Origin of the sequence: Sphingobium sp. SA2, from assembly GCF_032227065.1 — a bacterium.
In the GTDB taxonomy this organism is placed as follows: Bacteria; Pseudomonadota; Alphaproteobacteria; order Sphingomonadales; family Sphingomonadaceae; genus Sphingobium.
This window is the reverse complement of the sequence record NZ_JAPMXX010000006.1, coordinates 2,389,172-2,414,528: the sequence shown is the minus strand read 5'-3', so window position 1 is coordinate 2,414,528 and position 25,357 is coordinate 2,389,172. Positions and strand designations below refer to the sequence as shown.

Sequence of the window (25,357 nt, the reverse complement as noted above, 5' to 3'; positions counted from 1 at the left end):
CTGTCGTTACGCACCCGTCTCATGGGTCCGAAACGGAAAATCGCCTGCTGCGTCATCACCTCGGTCGTCGGCACAGTGGTCATCATGGCGTTGGTCTCGGCGATCCCCGGCATGTTCATCCCGGCGCGCTATTTCTTCGTCGGCATATTCTGTGCCAGCAGCCTGTCGACGCCGGTCTGCCTGCTCCTGACCCGTCAGGCGGAGGAGAACCGGCATCTGCGCGAACAATTGGAGCAGCGCGTCGCCGAGCTGGCCCGCCTGGCGCAGATCGACGGGCTTACCGGGTTGCTGACGCGCAACGCCTTTTTCGATCGGGCGAGCGTCGCCCATGGTCAGCCGGGCAATTGGTATCTGTTGATCGACATCGACCATTTCAAACAATTCAACGACGATCATGGCCATCAAGCCGGCGACGCGGTGTTGCAGGCGGTCGGCCAAGCGATCCGCGAATCGCTGCACGCAGACGCGATCTGCGGCCGCTTGGGGGGCGAGGAATTTGCCATTTGCCTGACCGGGTGCGACAGCGCCCAAGCGGTGCGGCGGGCGGAACATGTCCGTGCCTCGATCCAGGCGCTGCGCGTGCGTGCGCCATCGGGACGGATCGTGCGCGCGACCGCCAGCATTGGCCTGAGCGCGGGCGATCCGGCGGCGGCGATCGAGGTCAGCCTCCATCGCGCGGACATGGCCATGTATGCCGCCAAGACCGGCGGGCGCAACCAGGTGCGCCTCGCCGCCTGACGGCGCGCGCTTATTCCGCCGCCGCTGCCTTCTTCTTGGCCGGTGCCTTCTTGGCAGCGGGCTTCTTCGCTGCCCCGTCCTTCTTGGCCGCATCCTTTTTGGGCGCTGCCTTCTTAGCCGGAGCTTTCTTCTTCGCGCCCTTCTTCGCCGGAGCCGCCGCCGCGCGGGCGTCGATCAGCTGTGCGGCCTCCTCCAGCGTCAGTGCATCCTTGTCCATCGTCTTGGGCAGGGTCGCATTGGTCGTGCCATCCGTGACATAGACGCCATAGCGCCCTTCCATTAGCTTGATTTCCAGCTCGGTGCGCGGATGGGCACCCAAGACCTTCAACGGCTCGCGCCCGGCACTGCGCGGCCCGCGCGTCGCCGCCTCGGCCAGCTTAACGACCGCGCTGTTCATGCCGACCTCGAAAATCTCGGCAGTATTGGCCAGGCGTCCATATTTGCCGTCATGCAGCAGATAGGGACCGAAGCGGCCGATATTCGCCACGATCGGCAGTCCGGTTTCGGGATGCAAACCGACTTCGCGCGGCAGGCTGAGCAGTTTGATGCCCCAATCGAGCGTCAATTCGCCATCGGGCAGATCCTTGGGGATCGATCCGCGCTTGGCCTCCTTGCCCTCCCCCATCTCGATATAGGGGCCGAAGCGACCGACTTTCTTGACGATGTCCTGCCCGGTTTCGGGATGCTGGCCCAGCACCTCTGGCCCTGTATCTTCGCCATCCTTGCCGCCCGGCTGGCCGAATTTCCGCGTAAATTTACATTCGGGATAGTTGGAGCAGGCAATGAACGCGCCGAACCGGCCGCCGCGCAGCGACAATTGCCCGTCCGCGCACAGTGGGCAGGCGCGCGGATTGCTGCCATCGGCCTTGGGCGGGAACAGCATCGGCTCCAGGAACTTGTCCAGCTCGGCGGTGATGTCCGACGGCTTCTGCTCCATGATTTCGGCCGTTTTGGGCTTGAAATCGCGCCAAAAGGCTTCGAGCACTTCCTGCCACTGGGCACGACCGCCGGAAATATCGTCCAGTTCGTCCTCCAGGCCCGCGGTGAAATCATAGGACACATAGCGTTCGAAAAAGCGCTCGAGAAAGGCCGTTACCAGCCGCCCGCTTTCCTCGGCGAAAAAGCGGTTCTTCTCGATCCGCACATAGTCGCGGTCCTTGAGCACCTGGAGCGTCGAGGCATAGGTGGACGGACGTCCGATCCCCAGCTCCTCAAGCCGCTTGACCAGGCTGGCTTCGGAATAGCGGGGCGGCGGCTGGGTGAAATGCTGGTCCGCCATGACCTTCTTCTTCGCAGGCGCATCGCCTTCCGCCATGCGGGGCAGCAACTTTCCGTCTTCGTCGTCGCTGTCGTCGCGCCCTTCCTCATACAAAGCAAGGAAGCCGGGGAAGATCAGCACCTGCCCCGTAGCGCGCAGCGTATGCGTGCCGGTGGCGTCGTTCATGTCGATGGTGGTGCGTTCCAGCCGTGCCGACGCCATCTGGCTGGCGAGCGCGCGCTTGAACACCAGGTCGTAGAGGCGCGCATGGTCGCCGCTGCCCACCTTGTCGCGCGAAAAATCGGTCGGGCGGATGGCTTCATGCGCTTCCTGCGCATTCTTCGCCTTGGTCTGATAGATACGTGGCTTGTCCGGCACATAGCCGCCATCATAGCGCTGCGCGATCGCGGCGCGCGCGGCGGAAATGGCGCTGCCGTCCATCTGCACGCCATCGGTTCGCATATAGGTGATCGCGCCATCTTCGTAGAGCTGCTGCGCGATCCGCATCGTATGGCTGGCCGAGAAGCCGAGCTTGCGCGCCGCTTCCTGCTGAATCGTCGAAGTGGTGAAAGGCGGCGGCGGGTTGCGGGTAAGCGGCTTGGTCTCGACCCGTTCGACGGTGAAGCGTCCGGCTTCGACATCGGCCTTGGCGGCCATCGCGTCGCCTTCCTTGCCGATCGTCAGCCGCTCGATCTTCTCGCCCTTCCACCGGACGAGGCGCGCAGTGAAGGCCGTGCCGTCCTGCTCCATTTCGGCCGCAACCGACCAATATTCTTGCGGATTGAAGGATTCGATCTCGCGCTCGCGCTCGACCACCAACCGCAACGCGACCGACTGCACCCGGCCCGCCGATTTCGCACCGGGCAGCTTGCGCCACAGCACCGGCGAGAGGGTGAAGCCCACCAGATAGTCGAGCGCCCGGCGCGCGCGATAGGCATCGATCAGATCCTCGTCCAGCGCGCGCGGCTTGGCCATCGCGTCCAGCACCGCCGTCTTGGTGATCGCGTTGAACGTCACCCGGTCCACAACCGCGGGCAGCGCCTTCTTGGCACGCAGCACTTCCTGCACATGCCAGCTGATCGCTTCCCCTTCGCGATCAGGGTCAGTCGCGAGGATGAGGCGCGTAGCCTTCTTGGCGGCATCGCTGATGGCCTTGAGCTGCTTGCCCTTGTCGCCATAATTTTCCCACGACATGGCAAAGCCGTCGTCCGGGTCCACCGACCCGTCCTTGGCAGGCAGGTCGCGAATATGGCCATAGCTGGCGAGCACATGGAAATCCCCGCCCAGATATTTTTCGATAGTCTTCGCCTTGGCCGGCGATTCAACGATGACAAGCTGCATTTACGGCCCCGAACTTTGATGCCTCACACGTACGCGCGAGTCTGGAAGGCGATGACGGCGGGCGTCAAGCGGTGCGTGTGATTAGGGGAGATGACGGGGGATGGCCAGTACTGATCGCGCATCACCGCAGCGCAAAAACCCCGTCATGCCAGCGAAGGCTGGCATCTCAGGCCCCTAGACGGTGAGGTCGAACATATCGCGCCATTCCGGGTTCGCCTCTTCGATCAACCGGATTTTCCATTCACGCTTCCATGCTTTGATAGCTTTTTCACGCGCTATGGCCTCCGTGATATGATCGTGGCGCTCGACCAAAACAAGACGATGCAGATTATACTGACGGCGGAAATCCGATCCAACCCCGCGCCGATGCTGGTCCACGCGCGCATGGAGCGAACTGGTCACGCCAACATACAGCACGCCACGCGGCTTGTTGGTCATGATATAGGTCCAGCCTCCGCGCATAGGGCAAATGTTAAGCGCCACCGCCTGAGATGCCAGCCTTCGCTGGCATGACAAAATCGATTGTCACCGCAAACTCACCCGTCCGCCAGCCAGCCGGTCCAGCCGCTCGGCCAGTTCCAATTCCAGCAGGACCGTCTGCACGACCGCTGGACTAAGGCCGCTCAGCCGGATTAGGTCATCGACCGGCGCGGGCGCATGGCTGAGCAGCGCGATCACCGCGTCGCGTTCGCCCGCCGCGACGTCGCTCGACACGGGTTCGCCCGCAAAGTCGAAGCTGCCCTGTCGCACCATGCGCGGGTCGATCTGGCCGACCGCTTCCAGCACGTCGGCCGCATTCTGGATCAGCGTCGCGCCGTCGCGGATCAACTGGTTGCATCCCTGCGCGCGCGGGTCGAGCGGAGAGCCGGGCACGGCCATCACCTCGCGCCCAGCCTCTCCCGCAAGCCGCGCGGTGATGAGCGAGCCGGACTTGGGCGCGGCTTCGACCACCACGGTCCCCAGCGCCAGTCCGGCAATGATGCGGTTGCGTGCCGGAAAATGGCGGGCCAGTGGCTGGGTGCCGGGGGGATGTTCGGTCACCAGCAGACCTTCGTCCGCGATCTGCGCCTGCAAGTCGCGATTTTCCGGCGGGAACACCACGTCCAGCCCGCAGGCGATGACGCCGATCGTCCCGGTCGCTACCGATCCCTGATGCGCCGCCGTGTCGATGCCGCGCGCCAGCCCTGACACGACCACTGCGCCGCGCTGCCCCAAGTCCTGCGCCAAAACCCGCGCAAAGCGCACCGCCGCCGCCGACGCATTGCGCGCGCCGACCATCGCGATACATTGGCCCTCGGCCAGTGCCGCATTGCCGCGCACGATCAACGCGGGCGGCGCGCCCTCCATCTGGTCGAGCAGCGCGGGATAATCCGCATCGCCCATCATCAGATAGCGCGCGCCCAAAGCCTGCGACGCCGCAATCTCCCGCTCCACCGAGCCCGCGTCTGCCACGCTGGCCTTGCCACCACCGCGCGCCGCCAAGTCGGGAATAGCACGCAATGCCGCCCCGGCCGTGCCGAAACGGGCGAGCAATTGCCGATAGCTGACCGGGCCGATCCGGGGCGATCGGATCAGCCGCAGCCGGTCGAACCGCTCCCCCTCGCTCATTCCTTCGCGGCCCCGATCTTAGGCTCTGTGCCCTGCATCAGCCGCGCGATATTGGCGCGGTGCCGCCACAGCAGGATCAGCGTCAGCGCGAGCGTCACCGGCACCAGATCGATCCGCCCCATGAACCACAAAGCGATCGGCGCGCTGACCGCCGCCGCCATGCCGCCGACCGACGACCATCTGGTCCCGAACAGCGCAGCCAGCCACACCGCCGCAAAGATGCACCCGGCGGGCCAGTGGAGCGCGGTCACCACGCCCATCATCGTCGCCACGCCCTTACCGCCGGCAAAGCGCAGCCACACCGGATAGCAATGGCCAATGAAGGCCATCGCACCCGCCATCGGCCCGCCCCCCTCAATGAGCGCCGCGCCGATCAGCACCGCCACCGCCCCCTTGAGTAGATCCAGCAGCAATGTCGCCGCCGCCAGCCCCTTGCGCCCGGTGCGCAGCACATTGGTCGCGCCGATATTGCCCGACCCGATCTGCCGCAAATCCCCTGCGCCGGTGAGGCGCGTCAGCACCAGGCCAAAGGGGATTGAACCAAGCAGATAGCCAAGGGCCAGCACGAGGAGCGGAAGCAGCCAGGGAAGTGTCATGATCTCGCCGATAGAAGGAAAGCGCGACCATAGCGTGACGAACGGCACGGGCAATGGCTGTGTTGACACCCTCGCCCGATCCCGCGACATGGTCGGCATAATGACCGTCGCATCCTCCGCCCCGATCCTGTTTTTCGATTCCGGCGTCGGGGGTCTGTCCATCCTTGCCCCTGCGCGGGCGCTGATACCGACTGCGCCGGTGATTTACGCCGCCGACAGCGCGGGTTTTCCCTATGGGACCAAGAGCGAGGCGGAGATTGCGGCGCGGGTGCCAGCGCTGCTGGGGCGGCTGGTCGAACGCTATCGGCCGCGCCTTGCCGTCATTGCCTGCAACACCGCGTCTACCATCGCGCTCCAGCATGTGCGCGCCGCGCTCGACATTCCGGTCGTCGGCACCGTCCCGGCGATAAAGCCCGCTGCCCTCGCATCCAAAAGCCGCGTGTTCGGCGTACTCGGCACTGCCGCCACCGTGCGCCAGCCTTATGTCGATCGGCTCGCGGCCGAACATGGCGCGGACTGCATCATGCTGCGCCATGGCAGCGCGGCGCTGGTCGAACTGGCCGAGGCGAAGCTGCGCGGCGAGCCGCTCGATCCCGCCATCGCCCGCACCGCGCTGGCAGGATTGACCGAACAGCCCGGCGGCGATCGAATGGATGTGGTGGCGCTCGCCTGCACCCATTTTCCGCTGGTAGAGGCCGAATTGGCCGCCGCCGCGCCCCGCCCGCTCAGCTTCGTTCACGGAGGTGACGGCATTGCCCGGCGCATCGCTTTTCTGACGCAGGACCAGCCTTGGCCCGACACGCCCCCGCCGGGTATAGCGGTATTCACGCGCGTCGATGACAAGGTCCGCGCCCTCGTCCCGGCGCTCGCCCGCTACGGTCTTTCCCGCCTGGAACAGCTATAATATAGGGGCTTGGACAAAAGGTCCGATATCACTGATCGGTATTTCCCCCTATGTCTGCGAGCGGTTAGCGCTGGTAATGCGCGCCATCTACCGGTAAACGCCGCACCCAGAGGATGCGGGCCATCAAGGGATAGGGCGAGCGTGAACTACAAGCATATCTTTGCGCAGGCGATCGACCGTCTTCATGAAGAAGGCCGGTATCGGGTGTTCATCGACATCCTCCGCAATCGCGGTTCCTACCCCAATGCGCGCTGTTTCCACGGCCATAACGGCCCCAAGCCGATCGCCGTCTGGTGCTCCAACGACTATCTCGCCATGGGTCAGCATCCCAAGGTGATCGCCGCGATGGAAGAGGCGCTGCACGATGTCGGCGCGGGTTCCGGCGGCACGCGCAATATCGGCGGCAACACCCATTATCATGTCGATCTGGAAGGCGAACTGGCCGACCTGCATGGCAAGGAAGCGGCGCTGCTGTTCACGTCGGGCTATGTTTCGAACGAAGCAACGCTCGCAACGCTGGCGCGACTGCTGCCCGGCTGCATCATTTTTTCGGACGAACTCAACCATGCCAGCATGATCGCGGGCATCCGCAATTCGGGCTGCGAAAAGCGCGTCTTCCGTCATAATGATGTCGAGCATCTGCGCGAATTGTTGGCTGCCGAAGACCCCGAAGCCCCCAAGCTGATCGCCTTTGAAAGCGTCTATTCGATGGATGGCGACGTCGCGCCGATCGCGGAAATCTGCGACCTGGCCGACGAGTTCAACGCGCTCACCTATCTCGACGAAGTCCATGCCGTGGGCATGTATGGCGCGCGCGGCGGCGGCATTTCGGAACGCGATGACGTCGCGGATCGGCTGACCATCATCGAAGGCACGCTTGGTAAGGCGTTCGGTGTCATGGGCGGCTATATCGCCGCTGATCAGATGATCGTCGATGTGATCCGCAGCTATGCGCCCGGCTTCATCTTCACCACCTCGCTGTCGCCCGTGCTGGTCGCCGGCGTGCTGGCGAGCGTGCGCCACCTCAAGGCTTCGAGCGAAGAGCGCGAGGGCCAGCAGGCCGCCGCCGCGATGCTCAAGACGATGATGGCGGACGCTGGCCTGCCGGTCATGCCGTCGGTGACGCATATCGTCCCGCTGATGGTCGGCGATCCGGTCAAGGCCAAGCGGATCAGCGACATCCTGCTCGCCGAATATGGCGCCTATGTGCAGCCCATCAACTACCCCACCGTCCCGCGCGGCACCGAGCGCCTGCGCTTCACGCCCGGCCCGGCGCACACCGAAGCGATGATGCGCGACCTGGTGAACGCGCTGGTCGAGATTTGGGACCGGCTGGATTTGGAGAAGGCAGCGCGGCGCGCGGCTTGAATTCTCCCCTCAAGGCAACTGTCTCCGTTCGCCCTGAGCTTGTCGAAGCCTGTCCTGAGCGCCTGCCTTGCAGGCAGTCGAAGGGGGCCTTTTTTCTATCCGTGAAGAAAAAGGCTTCGACAGGCTTAGCCCGAACGGGCGGGAGATTGGTGCGTAATCAGTAGTTCTCGCTACAGCGAGAGGCAGGACTAACCCAGTGCCACGCCCCCCCGCAGCGCATAACCGCGATACAGCGGCCGAACGCTGGCTTCACCGCCAACGTCCCCCGCCACTTTCTCGATCGCCGCCCCCAGCACATGGCGCGGCGTCACATGGAACCGCGCCAGCCAGCCGAACAGCACCCGCCGCCACACGCCCGGCCAACCTTCCTGCTGCCCGAAATCGACGACTTCGAGTCGACCGCCCGGCGCAACGCAGCGCGCGGCTTGCGCCAGCGCCGCCTCCCACTGCGGGATCATCGAAAGCGCATAGCTGATGAACACCCGATCGAACGTGGCTTGGCCGAACAGCGCCATCGGATCGAAATCGACAGCATCGCCCTGTGCCAACCGGACGCAGCGCGCCATGCCGACTCGTTCGACCGACAATTGCGCGGTGTCGAGCATCGCCTGCGAAATATCGACGCCGTACAGCCGCGCATGGGGCCAGGCCTTGCCCACCGCGATCAAATTGCGCCCCGTGCCGCAGCCAATCTCCAGCACGCTGCCACCCGATGGCGGCGCGAGGTCGGCGATCAGGCCGTCCCGACCCAGCAGATAATATTTGCGGGTGATGTCATAGATGTGGCGCTGCCAGCGATAGGTCCCGTCCATTAGCCGCCCATGGTCGCTCACAGCGCGTCCTTCAGCACATAAAGATGCACGCCGCCATAAATGGCCGACCGGTCGCGCGCAGTATAGTCGAGCGACGCTTCGGCGCGATACACCCAGAGGTCTAGCACCGCATCGACAACCCGGCCCGGCAGGATGCTGGGTTCGCCCGCCGTGCGGAACAGCACCCGTGCGCCGGGCTTGGCGGTCCGCGTGATCTGCGCCCAGAGCGCGTTCAACTGCTCGTCATCCATCCAGTCCTGCGCATCAAGCAGGATGTAGCGATCTGCCGATGCATCGGGCTGTTCGCGCAGGAAGTCGGTGAAATTGGCATGGCGCACATCGACGCGGTCCGCCCGTGCCCGGACGGCGTCATGATTGGCAGCCTGCAAATAGGGCGGTAATGGGCCCTCCCCGCCGTCATAGCCGCGGCCGAACGCCTGCACCGCGAAATAATTATCCTTCAGGTCAAAGTCGCAGGCCAGTTTCTCCAACCGGGCCTTCAACACCACGTCCATGCGTGCGTCACCGGCCAGCGCTTCAAACTGCGCGGGCGGGATACCCAGGCCGAAGAGCGAGGCGGGCTGGCTGGTGAGCCAGCGGACAAAAGCGCGGTCGAAGATCGGCGCGACCTCCCGCTCGAAAATCTCGCGCTGTTCGGCGCGCGACGTTGCCGCCAGCATTCGCCGCAGGTCCACCCCATGCACCCGCGCCAGCAAATGCGCCGCGCCGATGAAGCGGCCCAGCAGGCCATGTTTGTAAATGCCGCGCGCGAATCCGCCGATCCGCCGCCGCCCGATCAGGTCGCGTCCTTCCCAATAGCGCCGCGTCGCTTCATCGAGGTGCGGCGCGACGATGTCGCGATAGGCGGCGATATTTTCCTTGCTATCCGCCTGCGCGAAAAAGCGGTGGAAGGCGGCATGGTCAGGCAGGGTCCGCGCCGCCATGAGCTTCAACTTGTTGAGCGCGATATGCGCGGTGTTGAGATCGACGGCGGTGATCCTGGCCGGGTCGGCGGTCAGGTAAGACAGCACATTGCAGCCCCCCGACGCGATCGTCACGACATGGCTGTCGGGCGCGATCGCCAACGCTTCCATGTCGACGGCGGGGTCTTCCCAAATCTGGGCATAGACAAGGCCACGAAAGGCGAAGGTGAAAGCGCGCTCCAGCAGCCCCTGTTTGGACAGATGCCGGTGGCGATGCACCGCGCGCGTGACGTTCTGATGTGCCGGTGCCGCCATGTTCTTCAAGCCTCCTCGCAGTCGGGTCGTGGGCGGCTCATAGGGCAGATGCGTGTAGCGGCCGTGACGGTAGCGTTACGTCCTTGTGACCAGCTTGCGGAACCGCGGGCGCGCTCACATCTTCTGGAGGGAATGGCTCACTGGATCGAACCCCACCCCACCGGCATCTATGTCCGCCCCGCCGATGCGTGGATCGACCCGTCGATGCCGCGCGAACGCGCGCTGGTGACCCATGGCCATGCCGACCATGCGCGCGGCGGCCATGGCCATGTCTGGGCCACGCGCGAAACGCTGGCGATCATGGGGCTGCGCTATGGCACCGCGTCGGGTACGCCGGTCGGCTATGGCGAGGAAATCCGGCTGGGCGGCGTCACCATCCGCTATGTGCCGGCGGGTCATGTGCTGGGATCGGCGCAGATCGTGCTGACCCATGCGGGCGAGCGCGTCGTCGTGACCGGCGATTACAAGCGCCGTCCCGACCCCACCTGTCCGCCGTTCGAGCCGGTGCCCTGCGACATTTTCGTCACCGAAGCGACGTTCGGCCTGCCCGTCTTCCGCCATCCCGACACGGGCAGCGAGATCGACCGGCTGCTCGCCGCGCTCCACGCGAATCCCGATCGATCCGTCCTGGTTGGGGCTTATGCGCTAGGTAAGGCGCAGCGGGTGATCTGCGAACTGCGCGCTCGCGGGCATAGCGACCCCATCTATCTCCATGGCGCAATGGAACGCATGTGTGCGCTCTATGCCGAACTCGGCGTCGAGATGGGCGACCTGCGCCCCGCCACCGGCGTCGCGGCCAAGGATATGCGCGGCGCGATCGTCGTCGCCCCGCCCTCCGCGCTCAACGACCGCTGGAGCCGCCGCCTGCCCGACCCGATCACGGCCATGGCGTCAGGCTGGATGCGCGTGCGCCAGCGAGCGCGGCAGAAAAATGTCGAACTGCCGCTGATCCTGTCCGACCATGCCGACTGGGACGAATTGACCGATACGATCCGCGAGGTCGCCCCCACCGAAACCTGGATCACCCATGGCCGCGAGGAAGCCCTGCTCCACTGGTGCATGACCCACCAGATCCGGGCACGTGCGCTGGCCCTGGTCGGGCGCGATGACGAGGAGGAGGAAGGGTGATCCAAATATCCGTTCGCCCTGAGCGAAGTCGAAGGGCACGGCTGAGCCGCAGGCGAAGCCACTTCGCTCCGCTCAGCAGAAGGCTTCGACTTCGCTCAGCCCGAACGGATCGAGGCGTATTCCCATGAGACCCTTCTCCCAACTCCTCGACGCGCTCGTCTACACTCGCTCGCGCAATGGCAAGCTGGCGCTGATCGCTGCCTATCTGCGCGTGGCCCCAGACCCGGATCGTGGCTGGGCGCTCGCCGCGCTGACCGGCAATCTCGACCTCAAGGCCGTCAAATCCTCCGCCATTGGTGAGATGATCCGCGCTCGCGTCGATCCCGTCCTCTACGAAATGAGCCGCGACTATGTCGGCGATCTTGCCGAAACCGTCGCCCTGCTCTGGCCCCCGCCGCCCAACGAACCGCCCGATCTGGACGATGGCACGTTGACGCTGGCCACGGTGGTCGATCGCCTGCACGCCACCAGCCGCGCCGCCGCGCCCGACGTTCTGGCGCAGATGATGAACCATCTCGACGCATCGGGCCGCTTCGCCTTGCTCAAGCTCGCAACCGGGGGCCTGCGCGTTGGCATCTCGGCACGCCTCGCCAAGACGGGCTTTGCTCAGGCGTTCGGCCTCGATGTCGATGATGTCGAACAGGTCTGGCATTCCCTGATCCCGCCCTATGCCGAGTTGTTCGACTGGGCGGAGGGGCGCACCGAACGCCCCGACCCATCGGGCACGCCCTTCTTTCGCCCCTTCATGCTGGCCCACCCGCTCGAAGCCGACAGCGTGGACCTCACCGACTATGTCGCCGAATGGAAATGGGACGGCATCCGCATCCAGATCGTCGGCACGGGCAGCGACACCCGCCTCTACAGCCGTGCGGGCGACGATATTTCCGCCAGCTTCCCCGAAATCGCGGCCGCCTTCACCGGCCATGCCGTGCTGGACGGCGAATTGCTGGTGCGTGGCGAGTTTCAAGGGGGCGAGGCGGCCAGTTTCAACGCCCTGCAACAACGGCTCGGTCGCAAGGTCGTCAGCGCCAAGATGCAGGCCGATTACCCCGTCTTCGTCCGCCTCTATGACTTGTTGCTGGAGGGCGACGACGACCTGCGCGCCCTCCCCTGGACCGACCGCCGTGCCCGGCTCGAAGCCCATATGCCCCAGCTCGACCCCACCCGCTTCGACCTGTCCACCATCATCGACGCCGCCGATTTCGACGCGCTGGCCGATATCCGCGCCGGTGCCCGCGACGCCGCGATCGAAGGGGTGATGCTCAAGCGCCGCGACAGCCCTTATGTGGCTGGGCGCAAGGCCGCGCTCTGGTATAAGTGGAAGCGCGATCCGCTGACCGCCGATTGCGTCATGATGTACGCCCAGCGCGGCCACGGCAAACGCTCGTCCTTTTATTCGGACTATACGTTCGGCTGCTGGACGGAAGACGGGGAACTGCATCCGGTCGGCAAGGCCTATAGCGGCTTCACCGACGAGGAACTCAAGATGCTCGACCGCTTCGTCCGCCAGAATACGGTGGCGCGTTTCGGCCCGGTGCGGGAAGTCGAAAAGACGCTGGTGCTGGAGGTCGCGTTCGATAGCATCCACGACAGCAAGCGGCACAAATCTGGGCTCGCCATGCGTTTCCCGCGCATCGCCAGGATCAGGCGCGACAAGCCTGCGGCGGAGGCGGATACGGTGGAGGGGTTGAAGAAACTGGTGCGGTAATTCGCCCGCCACGAGCCTCACCAAAACAAAAGGGCCAGCGACAGGGATAACCCCGCCACTGGCCCGCCGTCCTTCGTGTCACCTAACAGGGATCAGGGCATCAATACCGTGTCGATGACATGAATGACGCCGTTGGACTGGTTGACGTCGGCAATCGTCACCTTGGACGTGCCGCCCTTGGCATCCTGCAGATAGACGGCATCGTCATCCTTCCATGCGGTAAGTGGCTGGCCTTCCACCGTGGTCAGCGTTGCCTTGCCACCGGCGGCCTGTGCGGCGGCGATGATGTCGGCGGCGTTCATCTTGCCCGCGACGACATGGTAGGTCAGGATCTTCGTCAGCGTCGCCTTATTTTCCGGCTTCACCAGCGTATCGACCGTACCGGCGGGCAGCTTGGCAAAGGCGGCGTTGGTCGGCGCGAACACGGTGAACGGCCCAGCGCTCTTGAGCGTATCGACGAGGCCAGCAGCCTTGACGGCGGCGACCAGCGTCGTGTGATCCTTCGAATTGACGGCGTTATCGACGATATCCTTGGTCGGATACATGGCCGCGCCGCCGACCATCGGGTTCTTTTCCATATGATGATTGGCCAGGGCCGCGCCACTGACGGACAACAGGGTCGCGGCCAGCGCCAGCGAGACGTTCGAGAATTTCATGGGCTTACTTCCTCTTCCACGCATCGGCTTGATAGGGATGCGATGCAGTTACGCATGCGAACTGGATAAGGTTGCGCCACTGCCCCTTAAGGCATGTGCTGTGCGCCCCGCCCAAGCATCTGACTTTGCGCTGTCACGCCAAGCCCCTATATGACCCTTTTAGCGCGCATGCCGCGTACAGGATATGGAGACGAGATTGAGCAAGGTTCTGGTCATCGGCGCAGGCGGCGTCGGGTCTGTCGCAGTTCACAAGATGGCGATGAACTCCGATATTTTCTCGCACATCACGCTGGCCAGCCGCCGCATCGTGAGTTGTGAGAAGGTCGCCGAATCGGTTCTGGCCCGCACCGGCGTTACCATCGACGTGGCGCAGGTCGATGCCGATGATGTCGCGGCCACCATAGCGCTCATTGAGAAGGTGCAGCCCAAGCTGGTCGTCAACCTGGCCCTGCCCTATCAGGACCTCAACATCATGGACGCGTGCCTCGCGACCAAGACCGACTATCTCGACACAGCCAATTACGAACCGCGCGACACGCCCAAGTTCGAATATGGCTGGCAGTGGGCCTATCAGGATCGCTTCAAGGAAGCGGGCATCATGGCGTTGCTGGGTTCGGGATTCGACCCCGGCGTGACCAGCGTCTTCGCCAGCTACATCAAGAAGCATCTGCTCGATACGATCGACACGCTCGACATTCTCGACTGCAATGGCGGCGACCATGGCCAGCATTTCGCGACCAACTTCAACCCGGAAATCAACATCCGCGAAGTGACCGCGCCATCGCGTCACTGGGAGGCGGGCGAATGGGTCGAAGGCCCGGCGCTCAGCCACAAGCAGACGTTCGATTTCGACCAGGTAGGCGAGAAGAATATGTACCTCATGTATCATGAGGAATTGGAAAGCCTCGCCAAATTCTATCCCGAAATCAAACGCATCCGTTTCTGGATGACCTTTGGCGATGCGTATCTGAAACATCTCGAAGTGCTGCAGAATGTCGGCATGACCCGCATCGACCCGGTCATGTATGAGGGCAAGGAGATCATCCCGCTCCAGTTCCTCAAGGCCGTGCTGCCCGAACCATCCAGCCTAGGCTCGACCACCAAGGGCAAGACCAATATCGGCGACATCGCGACCGGCGTGAAGGATGGCGAGGCCAAGACCGTCTATCTCTATCAGGTCTGCGATCATGAGGACGCCTATGCCGAAACCGGCAACCAGGCAGTCAGCTACACCACCGGCGTTCCCGCGATGATCGGTGCCGCCATGATGCTGACGGGCGCGTGGAAAGGCGAAGGCGTGTTCAATATCGAACAGTTCGATCCCGATCCCTTCATGGACATGCTCAACAAGCATGGCCTGCCCTGGCAGGTGAAGGAACTGGACGCGCCGCTGGCGTTTTAACACCTCGTCATCCCAGCGAATGCTGGGATCTCCCTTTTCTTTTGCGCCACGAGGAAGTGAGACTCCAGCGTTCGCTGGGGTGACGATGTGGCGGAGGATGATTCATGGAAACCAAAGCCGGCGATCCCGCCGCCTTCGCGCATTTCGATCTGTATCGCGTCCCCTCGCCCGCCTTCGTGGTGGATGAGGCCGCGATCCGGCGCAATCTGGCGATCCTCGCCGATGTTCGCGACCGCGCGGGCATCAAGGTGCTGGGCGCGCTCAAGGCCTTTTCCATGTGGTCGCTGGGCAGCGTCTTGGGCGAATATCTCGACGGCGTGTGCGCATCGGGCCTGTACGAAGCGCGCCTCGGCCGCGAGGAATATAAGGGCGAAGTCGCGACCTATTGCGCTGCCTACAAGCCCGACGATCTGGCCGAAATCCTCAAGATGTCCGACCATGTCATCTTCAACAGCCCCGGCCAGATCGCCCGTTTTAAGCCGCAGATCGACGCCGCCCGCGCCGCCGGGCATGATTTCGACATCGGCCTGCGCATCAACCCGCAAAACCCGGAGGGCGAGGTCGCCAAATATGACCCGTCGCAGCCGCACAGCCGCCTGGGCTTTCCCGTCAGCCAGTTGACGCCCGATCATCTGGTCGGCGTCGACGGCATCCATTTCCATAATCTGTGCGAACAGGATTTGGCACCGCTGGAACGCACCTGGGCGGCGGTTGAACCGCATATCCTGCCGCATCTCTCGACCCTCAAATGGCTGAACTTTGGCGGCGGTCATCACATCACCCGCGCCGATTACCAGCGCGACGACCTCATCGCCTTCCTGCAAAGCGTCAAAGCCCAGACGGGTCTCACCCTCTATCTGGAACCAGGCGAAGCGATGGCGCTCGACGCGGGTATCTTGGTCGGTGAAATTCTCGACGTGATCGACAATGGCATGCCGGTCGCGATCACCGACATCTCCGCCACCTGCCACATGCCCGACGTGATCGAGGCGCCCTATCGCCCCGCGATGCTGCATGAGCCGAGCGAAGGGCCGCTGGTCCGACTCGGTGGTCCCTCCTGCCTTGCCGGGGACATTATTGGCGACTATCATGTGCCTGGTGGCGCGGAACCGGGCGCGCGTATCGCCTTCCTTGACCAGGCCCATTATTCGATGGTCAAGACCAACACCTTCAACGGCGTGCCCCTGCCCGCCATCTGGCTGTGGAACTCGTCCACTGACGATCTCCGGCAAATCCGGGCCTTTTCCTATCAGGACTTCAAGGCCCGTCTCTCCTGACGCACGCTTCGTGCGACCTTGCGCAACAAAATTTTCATATGCGCTTTACAGGGGGGGCCCCTCCGCATATAGCGGCCGTCCGCTGCCCCATGGGACTTCCACCGCAAGGCAGCTTCTTTCACCTTGACTACACTGGAGGTCCCTTGAATTGCACAAGCATCCTAGCGCGCTGGGGGTAGCAACCGCCCTCACACCGGCAGCACCGGTAACGCTTATTCGTCCCCAAGCCGCGGCTCGGGCAGCCCGATTCTTCGTCGAGAAGTTTCCGGGGCGCTCGCTCTATGCGGTGAAGGCGAACCCCTCGCCCGATTTGCTTCGGACATTGTGGGACAGCGGTATCTCGCACTATGACGTTGCTTCCATCGCGGAAGTGCGCCTCGTCGCCGAAACGCTGCCGGACGCGAAGCTTTGCTTCATGCATCCGGTCAAGGCTGAAGAAGCCATTGCCGAAGCCTATGCCGTCCATGGCGTGCGCACCTTCTCGCTCGACACGATCGACGAGTTGGAAAAGATCATGCGCGCCACCAATGACGCGACCGATCTGGAACTGTGCGTCCGCCTGCGCGTGTCGTCCGAGCATAGCGAATTGTCCCTCGCGTCGAAATTCGGCGCGGAACTGGGTGAAACCCGCGATCTGCTGATGGCCACCCGCCAGGCCGCCGATGCCCTTGGCATCTGCTTCCATGTCGGCAGCCAGGCGATGAGTCCGCAGGCCTATAGCGACGCCATCGAACGCGTCCGTGCGGCGATCGTCGATGCGGCGGTCACGGTCGACATCATCGATGTCGGCGGCGGCTTTCCGTCCATCTATCCCGGCATGGAACCGGTCGCGCTCGAAAATTATTTCGACGCGATCCACCGTGGCTTTGAAAGCCTGCCGGTCAGCTATTCGTCGGAATTGTGGTGCGAACCCGGCCGGGCCTTGTCCGCTGAATATAGCTCCATCATCGTCCGGGTAGAGCGCCGTCGCGGCACGGAACTCTACATCAATGACGGTGCCTATGGCGCCTTGTTCGATGCCGCGCATATCGGCTGGCGCTTCCCCGTCGCGCTGCTGCGCGAAGAGGATAGCATGGCGGAGCAGACTGGCTTCTCCTTCTATGGCCCGACCTGCGACGATATGGACCATATGGTCGGCCCGTTCATGCTGCCCGCCGATGTCGGCGTTGGCGACTATATCGAAATCGGCATGCTGGGTGCCTATGGCGCGGCCATGCGGACCGGCTTCAACGGCTTCACTTCGGAAGCGACCATCGAAGTGGAGGATGCGCCGATGGCCAGCCTCTATGCCGAAGCCGTACCCGCCCGCCGTCGCGCAACCGTCATCAAGCTGGGCTAAACCGACCTCGGTTTCCCTGTTGGAGAGGATGCCAGTCCCTCGCCGCTTCCCCCTGCGGCGAGGGACTTTTTTTATCGGCGGAAGATGCCGACCATCTCGACATGGGTGGACCAGCGGAATTGCCCGACCGGGCGCACGCTCTCCAGGCGATAGCCGCCCGCGATCAGATGCACCGCGTCGCGCGCGAAGCTTGCCGGATTGCAGGAAACATAGGCGATCACTGGCACGGTCGAGGCCGCCAATTGCATCACCTGCTCGCGCGCACCCGCGCGCGGCGGGTCCAGCACGACGGCGGCAAAGCGGTTGAGTTCCTCCGGCGTCAGCGGACGTCGGAACAGGTCGCGATGATCCGCCACCATCCGCCGCTGCGCCCGCTGTCCCGCCAGCTTGAGCGCGAGCAGCACATCGCGCGCGCCCTCCGCCGCATAAACAGGCCGCGCCGCGCCCAGCGCCAGCGCGAAGGTGCCCAATCCGCTGAACAGATCGGCGATCGCACCCGTCTCCGGCATGGCATCGCGCACCGCCGCGACCAGCGCCGCCTCGCCATCGGGCGTCGCCTGCAGGAAGGAGAAAGCCGGAAAGCCCACCGCCACGCCACCGAATGTCACCGTGGCTGCTTCGGGTTCCCAGCGCGTTTGCGGCCCATCGCCCTCATCAATCGTCAGGCGGGCAAGCCCATGCGTCCGCGCGAATTCGCCCAGCCCTTCGTCCGCCGCCAGTCCCTCGACCCGTACCCCTTCCAGCAGCAGGTCGACACCCTGGTCGATCAGCGACATGCGGACATGCGCGGCCCGCTTGTCCGGCAGGATCAGCGCCAGCAAATTCCGCAGGGGTTCCAGCAATGCAAACAGGCGCGGGTCGAGAACCGTACACATGGTCAGGTCAATGAGCGTGTGGCTGCCTGCCTCGGCAAAGCCGATAGTGATCTTGCGCCCCGATCGCGCCGCCCGCAGCGACGCCCGCCGCCGCGTCATCGGCGGCGACAGATGCGCTGGCAGCACCGTCTGCGCCGTCACCCCTTGTCCGGCGAGCGCCCCGACCACCCGCCCGGTCACGAAATCGGACAGGCTGGCGTCATCGAGATGCTGCAACTCGCAACCGCCACAGGCCGGAAAATGAACGCAGGGCGGCGCGACATGATGGGGGCCACGTTCGATGGTGCCATCGGGCAAGAGCCGGTCGCCCGGTGCGGTCAGTGCCGCATGGCGGCCATCGGCGGTGATGCCATCGCCCTTGGCGGCGATACGGATGATGATGTCTGGGTCGCTGTCTGTCACAATCGCGCGGCGATAGCCGCTGGCAGCGCATCAGGCAAATCATCGGCCACGAACGCCGCACCCGACCGCCGCGCGGCATCGCCATGCAGCCACACCGCCTCGCTTGCGGCGCGAAATGGATCGCCTGTCACCGCCAGTCGCCCGGCGACCAGCCCCGCCAGCACATCGCCGGTCCCGGCGGTCGACAGCCAGCTCGAAGCGCCTGCCGCCACGGCAACCCGCCCGTCCGGCGCGGCGATCACGCTGTCCGCGCCCTTGTAGATCACGACCGCGTCACTTTTCGCAGCCGCCGCCCGCGCGCGATCGATCTTGCTGCCGGGCAGATTGCCGAACAGCCGCCGAAACTCGCCTTCATGCGGCGTCAGGATCGCGCCGCGCGGAATGGCATCGACCGCCAACAGCGTCAGCGCATCGGCATCCAACACCAGCCGATGGCCCGCCCCCACCGCTGCCGCCAGCCGGTCGCGCGCACCCGCATCGCGTCCCAGCCCCGGCCCGACCAGCACGACCGCGATTCGGTCATCGTCCAACGCCTTCGCTAAGTCCGCCGCCGTCTGCGCCTGTTGATGAATGATGGCATCCGGCCCCGTCACCACCTGATCCATAGCAAACATTCGAACCATGCCAGCGCCCGACGCGGCCGCCGATCGCGCCGCCAGCCGCGCCGCGCCAGGCATCGATCCACCGACCACCGCCACCAGCCCGCGTATATATTTATGCGCATCCGGCCCCGGTGCCATGAGGCTGGGCGGCTCCAGCCGGTGAACCTGATCCGGCGCCGCAATGCCGATCGGCGCTGAGATTAGCCGATCGAAGCAAGCCGCTGCCGGATAGAGAAGATGCGCGGGCTTGAGTGCCCCCAGCGCGATGCAAACCCCAAAGCGCGGCACCGCGGACAGCAGCGCGCCGCTATCGGTTTCCACCCCGCTCGGCAAGTCGATGGCATGGCTATGGCTCGCCGCGTTGGTCAGTTCGGCCAATCGCGCAGCAACGACCCCGTCCAGCCCCCGCGACAGGCCCGTGCCGAACAGCGCATCCACCAGCTGGCTCGCAGGTGCGGCCGTCGCCAACTCCTCGACCGGCCCGCCCCATTCGGCGCGGGCGCGCTGGCTCGACGGCGTGCGGCTTTCGCCCAGCGCTGCCACCCGCACCGGCACGCCCCGTTCGCGCAGCAACCGCGCAATCACATAACCATCGCCGCCATTATTGCCCGGCCCGCACAGCAGCAGCGTATCGCGCCGCCCGCCTGCCCGCCAGATGATCGCCGCCGCCGCGGCGCCCGCCCGCTCCATCAGCGCATACTCTGCAACACCCGACGCAAATACCGCCTGCTCCGCCGCCCGCATTTGCGCAGCGGTCAGGATTGGCGTGCCCGTCATCGGGGCGCGGACCCTGCCACTTGAACCGGCATACGGTAGCGGTCACCGCCGATGCGGATTTCGATCTGATCCTTGTCGATCAACTGGAGCTTGGCTTCCTCGGCGCCGTCAGCGGCCTCAAGCCCCCGGCCATCGTCCAGCATCGTGAAGCGGCGAAACCCGCCATCGGGATGCCGGATCGTCAGCTTAGTGCCCGCCCGCTCGACCGCACAATCCCGCGCCCAGGCCGCATCAGGCCCGATCGCACATTCCGCCATGCCGTCATCGACGACGGCGTCCGGCCCATTGCCCAACACAGTAGGATCGGTCCCGCACGCAGTGAGGCTCAGCAGCAGCACCCAATAGCCATATCGCCTCATGTCAACGCACTCCGGCAAGCCAGCACCACAGGTCCCAGCAGATCGGCGAACCTTCGCTGCCCCGCGGCGTCGGCGAGCAGATCCTGCCGCATCTCGATGCCGAGATAGGGAATGCCATAGGCTTCGGCATGGCGGTTCATCGTCGCATTGAGCAGTTTGCCCGAATAGGGCTGCTGGTCGCCGACGATCAGCCTTGCCGCCTCCAGCAAGGGAATGGCGATTCGCGCCGCGCGATCATCCTCGCCATAGAGGATGCCGATCTCCCAAGGCCGCTGCTGGTCGGGGTCGCTCGCCAGCCGGGGCGTAAAACTGTGGACGGACAGGATGAAGGGCGAGCCCATCATGGCCAGCCGCCGCTCGATCGCATGATGATAGGGATGATAAAAGCGGCGCATCCGGTCGGACAGGTCCGCAGCGCGATTGCCCGATATGGCGTGGCCATCGCTCATCACCGGCAACAGGCCGGGCGCATCCTCTTCGCGGTTGAGGTCGATCACCAGCCGCGACACACCGCCCAATATCGCCGTGCCACCCAGTTGCGCCGACAACAGGCGACTGACCTCTGCCACGCCAATGTCGATCGCGATATGATTGCCGAGCAGCGCCGGATCGATGCCAAGGTCGATATCGTCCGGCACATGCGCCGACGCATGATCAGCGACGATCAGCAGGTCGAGCCCGCCCGCTTCGACCAGGGTAAAGGCCTCGCTCATGCCGCGCCGATCCTGGTTTCCATCACCCACCAATCGGGGTGGCCGACGCGCACCGCCATCGCCGCGTCGGCCAAAGCGGCATCATCCGCGAACAAGGCAAAACAGGTCGCGCCCGATCCCGACATGCGAGCAAGGTTTAGCCCCGGTTGCGCGTTGAGACAGGTCAGCACCTCCGCAATCACCGGAGCCACCGCAATCGCCGGTGATTCCAGATCATTGCGGCCCGAACCTGTCAGCGCATCCAAACTCCCGGCATCCAGAGGCCCGCGATCGTGCCTGTCCCACCCGGCAAAAACCTGCCCCGTCGGCACGGCAACGCCCGGATTGACCAGCAGCATCGCCATGCCCGCCAGTCCCTCGACCGCATGCTGAGCAAGCCCCTCGCCCCGCCCCGTAACCAATTGCGTCACGCTGGCGATGCAAGCCGGCACGTCCGATCCCAGATCGAGCGCCAGCGCCGCCAATTCGCCATCCTCGATGCGGACATCCCACAGCCGCACCAGCAGCCGCAAGGTCGCGGCGGCATCGGCCGATCCGCCGCCAATCCCCGACGCCACCGGCAAGATCTTGGTCAACCGGATCGCCGCGCCGCGCTGTTCGCCGAGATAGGATTGCAACGCCCGCGCCGCCTTCACCACCAGATTGCCCGGCCCCGCGTCCAGCGCGTCGCCGAACGGCCCGTCGATCATCAGGTCGATCGCGCCATCATCGGTCGCTTGGCCGATCAGCCGGTCGCCATGCTCGGCAAAGACGAACAGGCTTTCGAGCGCATGATAGCCATCGTCCCGCCGCGCCCGCACATGCAGCGCGACATTGACCTTGGCATAAGCGGTTTCGACGAGGGTATCGGCCTCAAGCTCCGCGTCATGGTGCGGCATATTCGGGCTTCAATCCTTCCTTGGTCTTGGCGGCAATCCGTGTCGCCACATCGCCCTCCGCATGGATCGACGCCGCGGCCCACGCATAGCGCGCCTCATAGCGCCGCCCCGCAGTCCACAGCGCGTCGCCCAGATGCTCGTTGATGGTCACATCGGCAGGCGCGCCCGCCGCCGCCCGTTCCAGCACGGGGACGGCAGCTTTGACGTCGCCGGTGACGAACTGCGCCCATCCCAGCGAATCGGTAATGGACGGGTCTTGCGGCTTGAGCGCGCTTGCCTTTTTGAGCATGTCGAGCGCCGCCGCGACATTCTGACGCCGTTCGATCTGCGCATAGCCCAGATAATTGAGGATGACCGGCTCATTGGGGGCCAGCGCCGCCGCCCGTTCCAGCACCGCGCGCGCCTCGTCCCAGCGCTTGCCCTGTTCCAGCGCACTGCCTTCGAACAGCAGCAGCGACCAAGGCGGGGCCGCATCACCAAAACGTGCCTGCGCTGCGCGAAAAGCGGCTGCCGCGCCATCGAAATCCCGTTGCTCGGCGAGCAGACGGCCCAGCCGCACATGGCGCTCAGCCTCGGCATCAGGCTCCGCCGCCAGCGTGCGCGCGAGCGTCAGCGCCGCATCGATCTGGCCATCGGCCGCCAGCGCGTCCACCCGCTCCGCTTGCGCCAGCGCGCCATACCAACCGGCAGGCGGCACCTTGTCCACTTGCGCGATCGCAGCTTTGGCAAAACCCGCGACCGTCAACAGCCGCGCGGCAATGATATGATTTTCCGGCGAATCAGGATCGGCAAAGGTCGCGATCCGCGCCAACCGCAGCGCCAGCCCAATCCCCTCCCGATCCGATCCGATATCCACCGCCAACCGCGCCAGCAACCGCGCATAGCCCTGCGCCGGCGTCAGCGGCGCAGCCTTGATCCTGCGTCGCTCGATCTCGGCCCGCGCCTGTCTGAAATGCGCCTGCCCCGGCGGCAGCAGCAGCAAGGCTTCCGCCTTGGCCTTGCGCCCCGCCAATTGGGTGGCAAAGGACAGGCGCAGCCCGGCGTCGGCAGGGCGAAGGGCGATCGCCCGGCGCAGCGGCAACTTCGCGCCTTCGACATCACCCGCGTTCAACGCCAGCAGCGCCTGATGCTCATCGACATAACGCTGCGCCAACGCGGCGAATCGATCCTTCGCATCGATGGCAAGCGGCACGGAGCCGCCTTCGCCCACCGCGATCCAGCTCCGCAAAATCGGGCCGAGAAAGGCGAAATTGCCCTCCTCTTCCATCCGGTCGGCGAGCGTTGCGGCGGCAATCCAATTGCGCTGCTCCAGCGCCTCGCCGATCCGCAACAAGGTGCCATCGCGCGGCAACAAGCCCGCCTGATCCAGCAAAGCCGCTGATCGCAGCGCCAGCGCCTTGTCCCCACTCTCCAGCGCCTGAACATAGGCGCGTTCGGCGATTTCCACCCGGTCGGGGTCGAGCGCCAGCGCCTCGCCATAATGGGCGACGGCCAGCGCCAGCGCGCCGTCGCTGTCCGCCAATCGCGCCTGCGCATAGGTGTGCAGCGCGCTTTGCGGATCGACCGATGCCCCGGCCGCGGCCGGGATCATCAGTGAGAGAGACAGGATCAGGCGCTTACATATTGGGATAATTCGGTCCTCCGCCGCCTTCGGGTACGACCCAGTTGATATTCTGGGTCGGGTCCTTGATATCGCACGTCTTGCAATGGACGCAATTCTGCGCGTTGATCTGGAAACGGGGATTACCCTCTTCCTGACCCACCACTTCATAGACGCCTGCCGGACAATAACGCTGCGCCGGTTCGTCATAAAGGGGCAGATTATAGCTGATCGGGATCGCCGGGTCCTTCAGCTGCAGATGGACCGGCTGGTCCTCCTCATGATTGGTGTTCGACAGGAACACCGACGAGAGGCGATCGAAGCTGACCACGCCATCGGGCTTGGGATAGGCGATCTTGGCGCAGGCGTCCTTGTGCCAGATCTTCTCATTGTCGGGCTTGTGCTTCATCGTGAAGGGCAGGCCGATCTTGAGCGTCCGCATCCACATGTCTATGCCAGCCAGCAGCGTGCCGATCGTGCCGCCGAATTTGGACAGCAGCGGTTCGGCATTTTTGACAAGCTTCAATTCGTCGGCGATCCAGCTCGACCGCACGGCGGCGTCATAGTCGGCCAGGCTGTCGCTCGTCCGTCCCGCCTGCACGGCGGCAAAGGCCGCTTCGGCCGCCAACATGCCCGACTTCATCGCCGTATGCGTGCCCTTGATGCGGGGCACGTTCACAAAGCCTGCCGAACAGCCGATCAGCGCGCCGCCGGGGAAGTCCAGCTTGGGCACCGACTGCCAGCCGCCCTCGTTGATCGCCCGCGCGCCATAGGACACGCGGCGACCGCCTTCGAGGAACTTGCGGATGTCGGGATGTTGTTTCCAGCGCTGAAATTCTTCGAACGGGTAGAGATGCGGGTTGCGGTAACCCAGTCCGACGACGAAGCCCAATGCCACCTGGCCATTGGCCTGATGATAGAGGAAGCCGCCGCCATAGGCATCGGTCAGCGGCCAGCCCTGACTGTGGATCACCAAGCCGGGCTGATGCAGCGCCGGATCAATGTCCCACAATTCCTTCATGCCCAGGCCATAGACCTGCGGCTCGCTGTCCGCGTCCAGCGCAAACTGGCGCTTCAAGATCTTAGTGAGGTGCCCGCGCGCGCCTTCGGCGAAGAAGGTATATTTGGCGTGGAGTTCTAGGCCGGGCTGATAATCGCCCTTATGCTTGCCTTCGCGATCGACGCCCATGTCGCCGGTGGCGACGCCCTTCACGCTGCCATCTTCATGATAGAGGATTTCGGCGGCGGCAAAGCCGGGGAAGATTTCGACACCCAGCCCCTCGGCCTGCTCCGCCAGCCAGCGGCACAGATTGCCGAGCGATCCGGTATAGGTGCCCTTATTATGCATCCAGCCCGGCGTCATGATGTGCGGCATGGCCATCTTGCCGGACTTGGTCAGGAACCAATGCTGGTTGTCGGTCACCGGCGTTTGCGCCAACGAACAGCCCATGTCGCGCCATTGCGGCAGCAACTCATCGAGCGCCTTGGGATCGATCACCGCGCCCGACAGGATATGCGCCCCGATTTCGGAGCCTTTTTCCAGCACGCATACGGCCAGCTCCTGGCCCGCGTCAGTGGCAAGCTGTTTCAGCCGGATCGCCGCAGACAGTCCAGCTGGCCCACCGCCGACGATGACGATGTCATAGGGCATCGATTCCCGTTCGCTCATAGTCCCTCCATATCGGCGTCCGGCGGGCTGCACCCCGATCTTCCGATCGCCTTATTACTCCAACACTCTACCATCACAGGCGATGAAGCACCTTGACCCCCTCGTCAAC

General features: G+C 64.6%; 22 protein-coding genes. 8 read left to right on the top strand and 14 right to left on the bottom strand.

Annotated features, from left to right (window positions below; all coding sequences use genetic code 11):
• The first annotated feature begins 21 nt into the window (after positions 1 to 21).
• Positions 22 to 738, top strand: a complete 717-nt coding sequence (locus OVY48_RS19370; protein ID WP_313924079.1) for a GGDEF domain-containing protein — start codon at positions 22 to 24, stop codon at positions 736 to 738.
• Positions 739 to 748: 10 nt separating this feature from the next.
• Here the strand turns inward: OVY48_RS19370 and topA are convergent, their stop codons facing one another.
• The 4 genes from topA to plsY all read right to left on the bottom strand — a co-directional run bounded on the left by topA (position 749) and on the right by plsY (position 5,541).
• Complete coding sequence (gene topA, locus OVY48_RS19365) at positions 749 to 3,337, bottom strand: type I DNA topoisomerase (RefSeq protein WP_313924078.1); 2,589 nt, start codon at positions 3,335 to 3,337, stop codon at positions 749 to 751.
• Positions 3,338 to 3,511: 174 nt separating this feature from the next.
• Positions 3,512 to 3,799 carry a GIY-YIG nuclease family protein gene (locus OVY48_RS19360; RefSeq protein WP_313924077.1) on the bottom strand — a complete coding sequence of 96 codons (288 nt, stop codon included), beginning with the start codon at positions 3,797 to 3,799 and terminating at the stop codon, positions 3,512 to 3,514.
• A gap of 63 nt (positions 3,800 to 3,862) precedes the next feature.
• Positions 3,863 to 4,945: a DNA-processing protein DprA gene (dprA, locus tag OVY48_RS19355; RefSeq protein ID WP_313924076.1), complete on the bottom strand. Its 1,083-nt coding sequence runs from the start codon at positions 4,943 to 4,945 to the stop codon at positions 3,863 to 3,865.
• A complete protein-coding gene (gene plsY, locus OVY48_RS19350; RefSeq protein ID WP_313924075.1) occupies positions 4,942 to 5,541 on the bottom strand; it encodes a glycerol-3-phosphate 1-O-acyltransferase PlsY in 600 nt (199 codons plus the stop codon). Before plsY ends, dprA begins: the two co-directional genes overlap by 4 nt.
• A 100-nt stretch (positions 5,542 to 5,641) precedes the next feature.
• Between plsY and murI the strand changes: the two genes are divergently transcribed.
• The gene (murI, locus tag OVY48_RS19345; protein ID WP_313924850.1) at positions 5,642 to 6,445 is read left to right on the top strand and encodes a glutamate racemase; all 804 of its coding nucleotides are present in this window, start codon (positions 5,642 to 5,644) and stop codon (positions 6,443 to 6,445) included.
• A 141-nt stretch (positions 6,446 to 6,586) separates the two neighbouring features.
• A complete protein-coding gene (gene hemA / locus OVY48_RS19340; RefSeq protein WP_037474500.1) occupies positions 6,587 to 7,813 on the top strand; it encodes a 5-aminolevulinate synthase in 1,227 nt (408 codons plus the stop codon).
• A gap of 188 nt (positions 7,814 to 8,001) precedes the next feature.
• Here the strand turns inward: hemA and OVY48_RS19335 are convergent, their stop codons facing one another.
• Entirely contained in the window at positions 8,002 to 8,646 is a 645-nt protein-coding gene (locus OVY48_RS19335) for a methyltransferase domain-containing protein (RefSeq protein WP_313924074.1), read from the bottom strand.
• The gene (locus tag OVY48_RS19330; RefSeq protein WP_313924073.1) at positions 8,643 to 9,863 is read right to left on the bottom strand and encodes a DUF3419 family protein; all 1,221 of its coding nucleotides are present in this window, start codon (positions 9,861 to 9,863) and stop codon (positions 8,643 to 8,645) included. The genes OVY48_RS19335 and OVY48_RS19330 overlap by 4 nt, the downstream gene beginning before the upstream one ends.
• Before the next feature lie 132 nt (positions 9,864 to 9,995).
• Here OVY48_RS19330 and OVY48_RS19325 point away from each other — a divergent pair, with 132 nt between their 5' ends.
• Both OVY48_RS19325 and OVY48_RS19320 read left to right on the top strand, forming a co-directional pair.
• The gene (locus OVY48_RS19325) at positions 9,996 to 10,991 is read left to right on the top strand and encodes a ligase-associated DNA damage response exonuclease (RefSeq protein WP_313924072.1); all 996 of its coding nucleotides are present in this window, start codon (positions 9,996 to 9,998) and stop codon (positions 10,989 to 10,991) included.
• A gap of 124 nt (positions 10,992 to 11,115) precedes the next feature.
• Positions 11,116 to 12,699 carry a cisplatin damage response ATP-dependent DNA ligase gene (locus OVY48_RS19320; protein ID WP_313924071.1) on the top strand — a complete coding sequence of 528 codons (1,584 nt, stop codon included), beginning with the start codon at positions 11,116 to 11,118 and terminating at the stop codon, positions 12,697 to 12,699.
• A 92-nt stretch (positions 12,700 to 12,791) separates the two neighbouring features.
• Here OVY48_RS19320 and OVY48_RS19315 read toward each other — a convergent pair whose 3' ends face one another.
• Positions 12,792 to 13,355 carry a fasciclin domain-containing protein gene (locus tag OVY48_RS19315; RefSeq protein WP_313924070.1) on the bottom strand — a complete coding sequence of 188 codons (564 nt, stop codon included), beginning with the start codon at positions 13,353 to 13,355 and terminating at the stop codon, positions 12,792 to 12,794.
• Positions 13,356 to 13,551: 196 nt separating this feature from the next.
• On the opposite strand from OVY48_RS19315, the gene OVY48_RS19310 reads away from it, so the two are divergent.
• The 3 genes from OVY48_RS19310 (at position 13,552) to OVY48_RS19300 (ending at position 17,373) form a co-directional block, all read left to right on the top strand.
• Positions 13,552 to 14,757 carry a saccharopine dehydrogenase family protein gene (locus tag OVY48_RS19310; RefSeq protein WP_313924068.1) on the top strand — a complete coding sequence of 402 codons (1,206 nt, stop codon included), beginning with the start codon at positions 13,552 to 13,554 and terminating at the stop codon, positions 14,755 to 14,757.
• A 104-nt stretch (positions 14,758 to 14,861) separates the two neighbouring features.
• On the top strand, positions 14,862 to 16,034 hold the full coding sequence (locus OVY48_RS19305; protein WP_313924067.1) for a carboxynorspermidine decarboxylase: 1,173 nt from the start codon (positions 14,862 to 14,864) through the stop codon (positions 16,032 to 16,034).
• Positions 16,035 to 16,182: 148 nt separating this feature from the next.
• Positions 16,183 to 17,373 (top strand): type III PLP-dependent enzyme, encoded by a 1,191-nt coding sequence (locus tag OVY48_RS19300; protein ID WP_037476990.1) that lies wholly within the window; start codon positions 16,183 to 16,185, stop codon positions 17,371 to 17,373.
• A 71-nt stretch (positions 17,374 to 17,444) separates the two neighbouring features.
• On the opposite strand, the gene OVY48_RS19295 is transcribed toward OVY48_RS19300, so the two are convergent.
• From OVY48_RS19295 to OVY48_RS19265, 7 genes are read right to left on the bottom strand one after another with little or no spacing between them, the layout of a single operon-like run.
• Positions 17,445 to 18,650 (bottom strand): class I SAM-dependent RNA methyltransferase, encoded by a 1,206-nt coding sequence (locus OVY48_RS19295; protein WP_313924066.1) that lies wholly within the window; start codon positions 18,648 to 18,650, stop codon positions 17,445 to 17,447.
• Positions 18,647 to 20,029: an NAD(P)H-hydrate dehydratase gene (locus tag OVY48_RS19290; protein ID WP_313924065.1), complete on the bottom strand. Its 1,383-nt coding sequence runs from the start codon at positions 20,027 to 20,029 to the stop codon at positions 18,647 to 18,649. Before OVY48_RS19290 ends, OVY48_RS19295 begins: the two co-directional genes overlap by 4 nt.
• Positions 20,026 to 20,388, bottom strand: a complete 363-nt coding sequence (locus OVY48_RS19285) for a hypothetical protein (protein WP_313924063.1) — start codon at positions 20,386 to 20,388, stop codon at positions 20,026 to 20,028. The genes OVY48_RS19290 and OVY48_RS19285 overlap by 4 nt, the downstream gene beginning before the upstream one ends.
• Positions 20,385 to 21,101 carry an N-formylglutamate amidohydrolase gene (locus OVY48_RS19280; RefSeq protein WP_313924061.1) on the bottom strand — a complete coding sequence of 239 codons (717 nt, stop codon included), beginning with the start codon at positions 21,099 to 21,101 and terminating at the stop codon, positions 20,385 to 20,387. Before OVY48_RS19280 ends, OVY48_RS19285 begins: the two co-directional genes overlap by 4 nt.
• Positions 21,098 to 21,979, bottom strand: a complete 882-nt coding sequence (locus tag OVY48_RS19275) for a 4-(cytidine 5'-diphospho)-2-C-methyl-D-erythritol kinase (protein WP_313924060.1) — start codon at positions 21,977 to 21,979, stop codon at positions 21,098 to 21,100. The genes OVY48_RS19280 and OVY48_RS19275 overlap by 4 nt, the downstream gene beginning before the upstream one ends.
• A complete protein-coding gene (locus tag OVY48_RS19270) occupies positions 21,966 to 23,570 on the bottom strand; it encodes a tetratricopeptide repeat protein (RefSeq protein WP_313924058.1) in 1,605 nt (534 codons plus the stop codon). Before OVY48_RS19270 ends, OVY48_RS19275 begins: the two co-directional genes overlap by 14 nt.
• A gap of 25 nt (positions 23,571 to 23,595) precedes the next feature.
• Entirely contained in the window at positions 23,596 to 25,248 is a 1,653-nt protein-coding gene (locus OVY48_RS19265) for an electron transfer flavoprotein-ubiquinone oxidoreductase (protein WP_313924057.1), read from the bottom strand.
• Between the last annotated feature and the right edge of the window lie 109 nt (positions 25,249 to 25,357).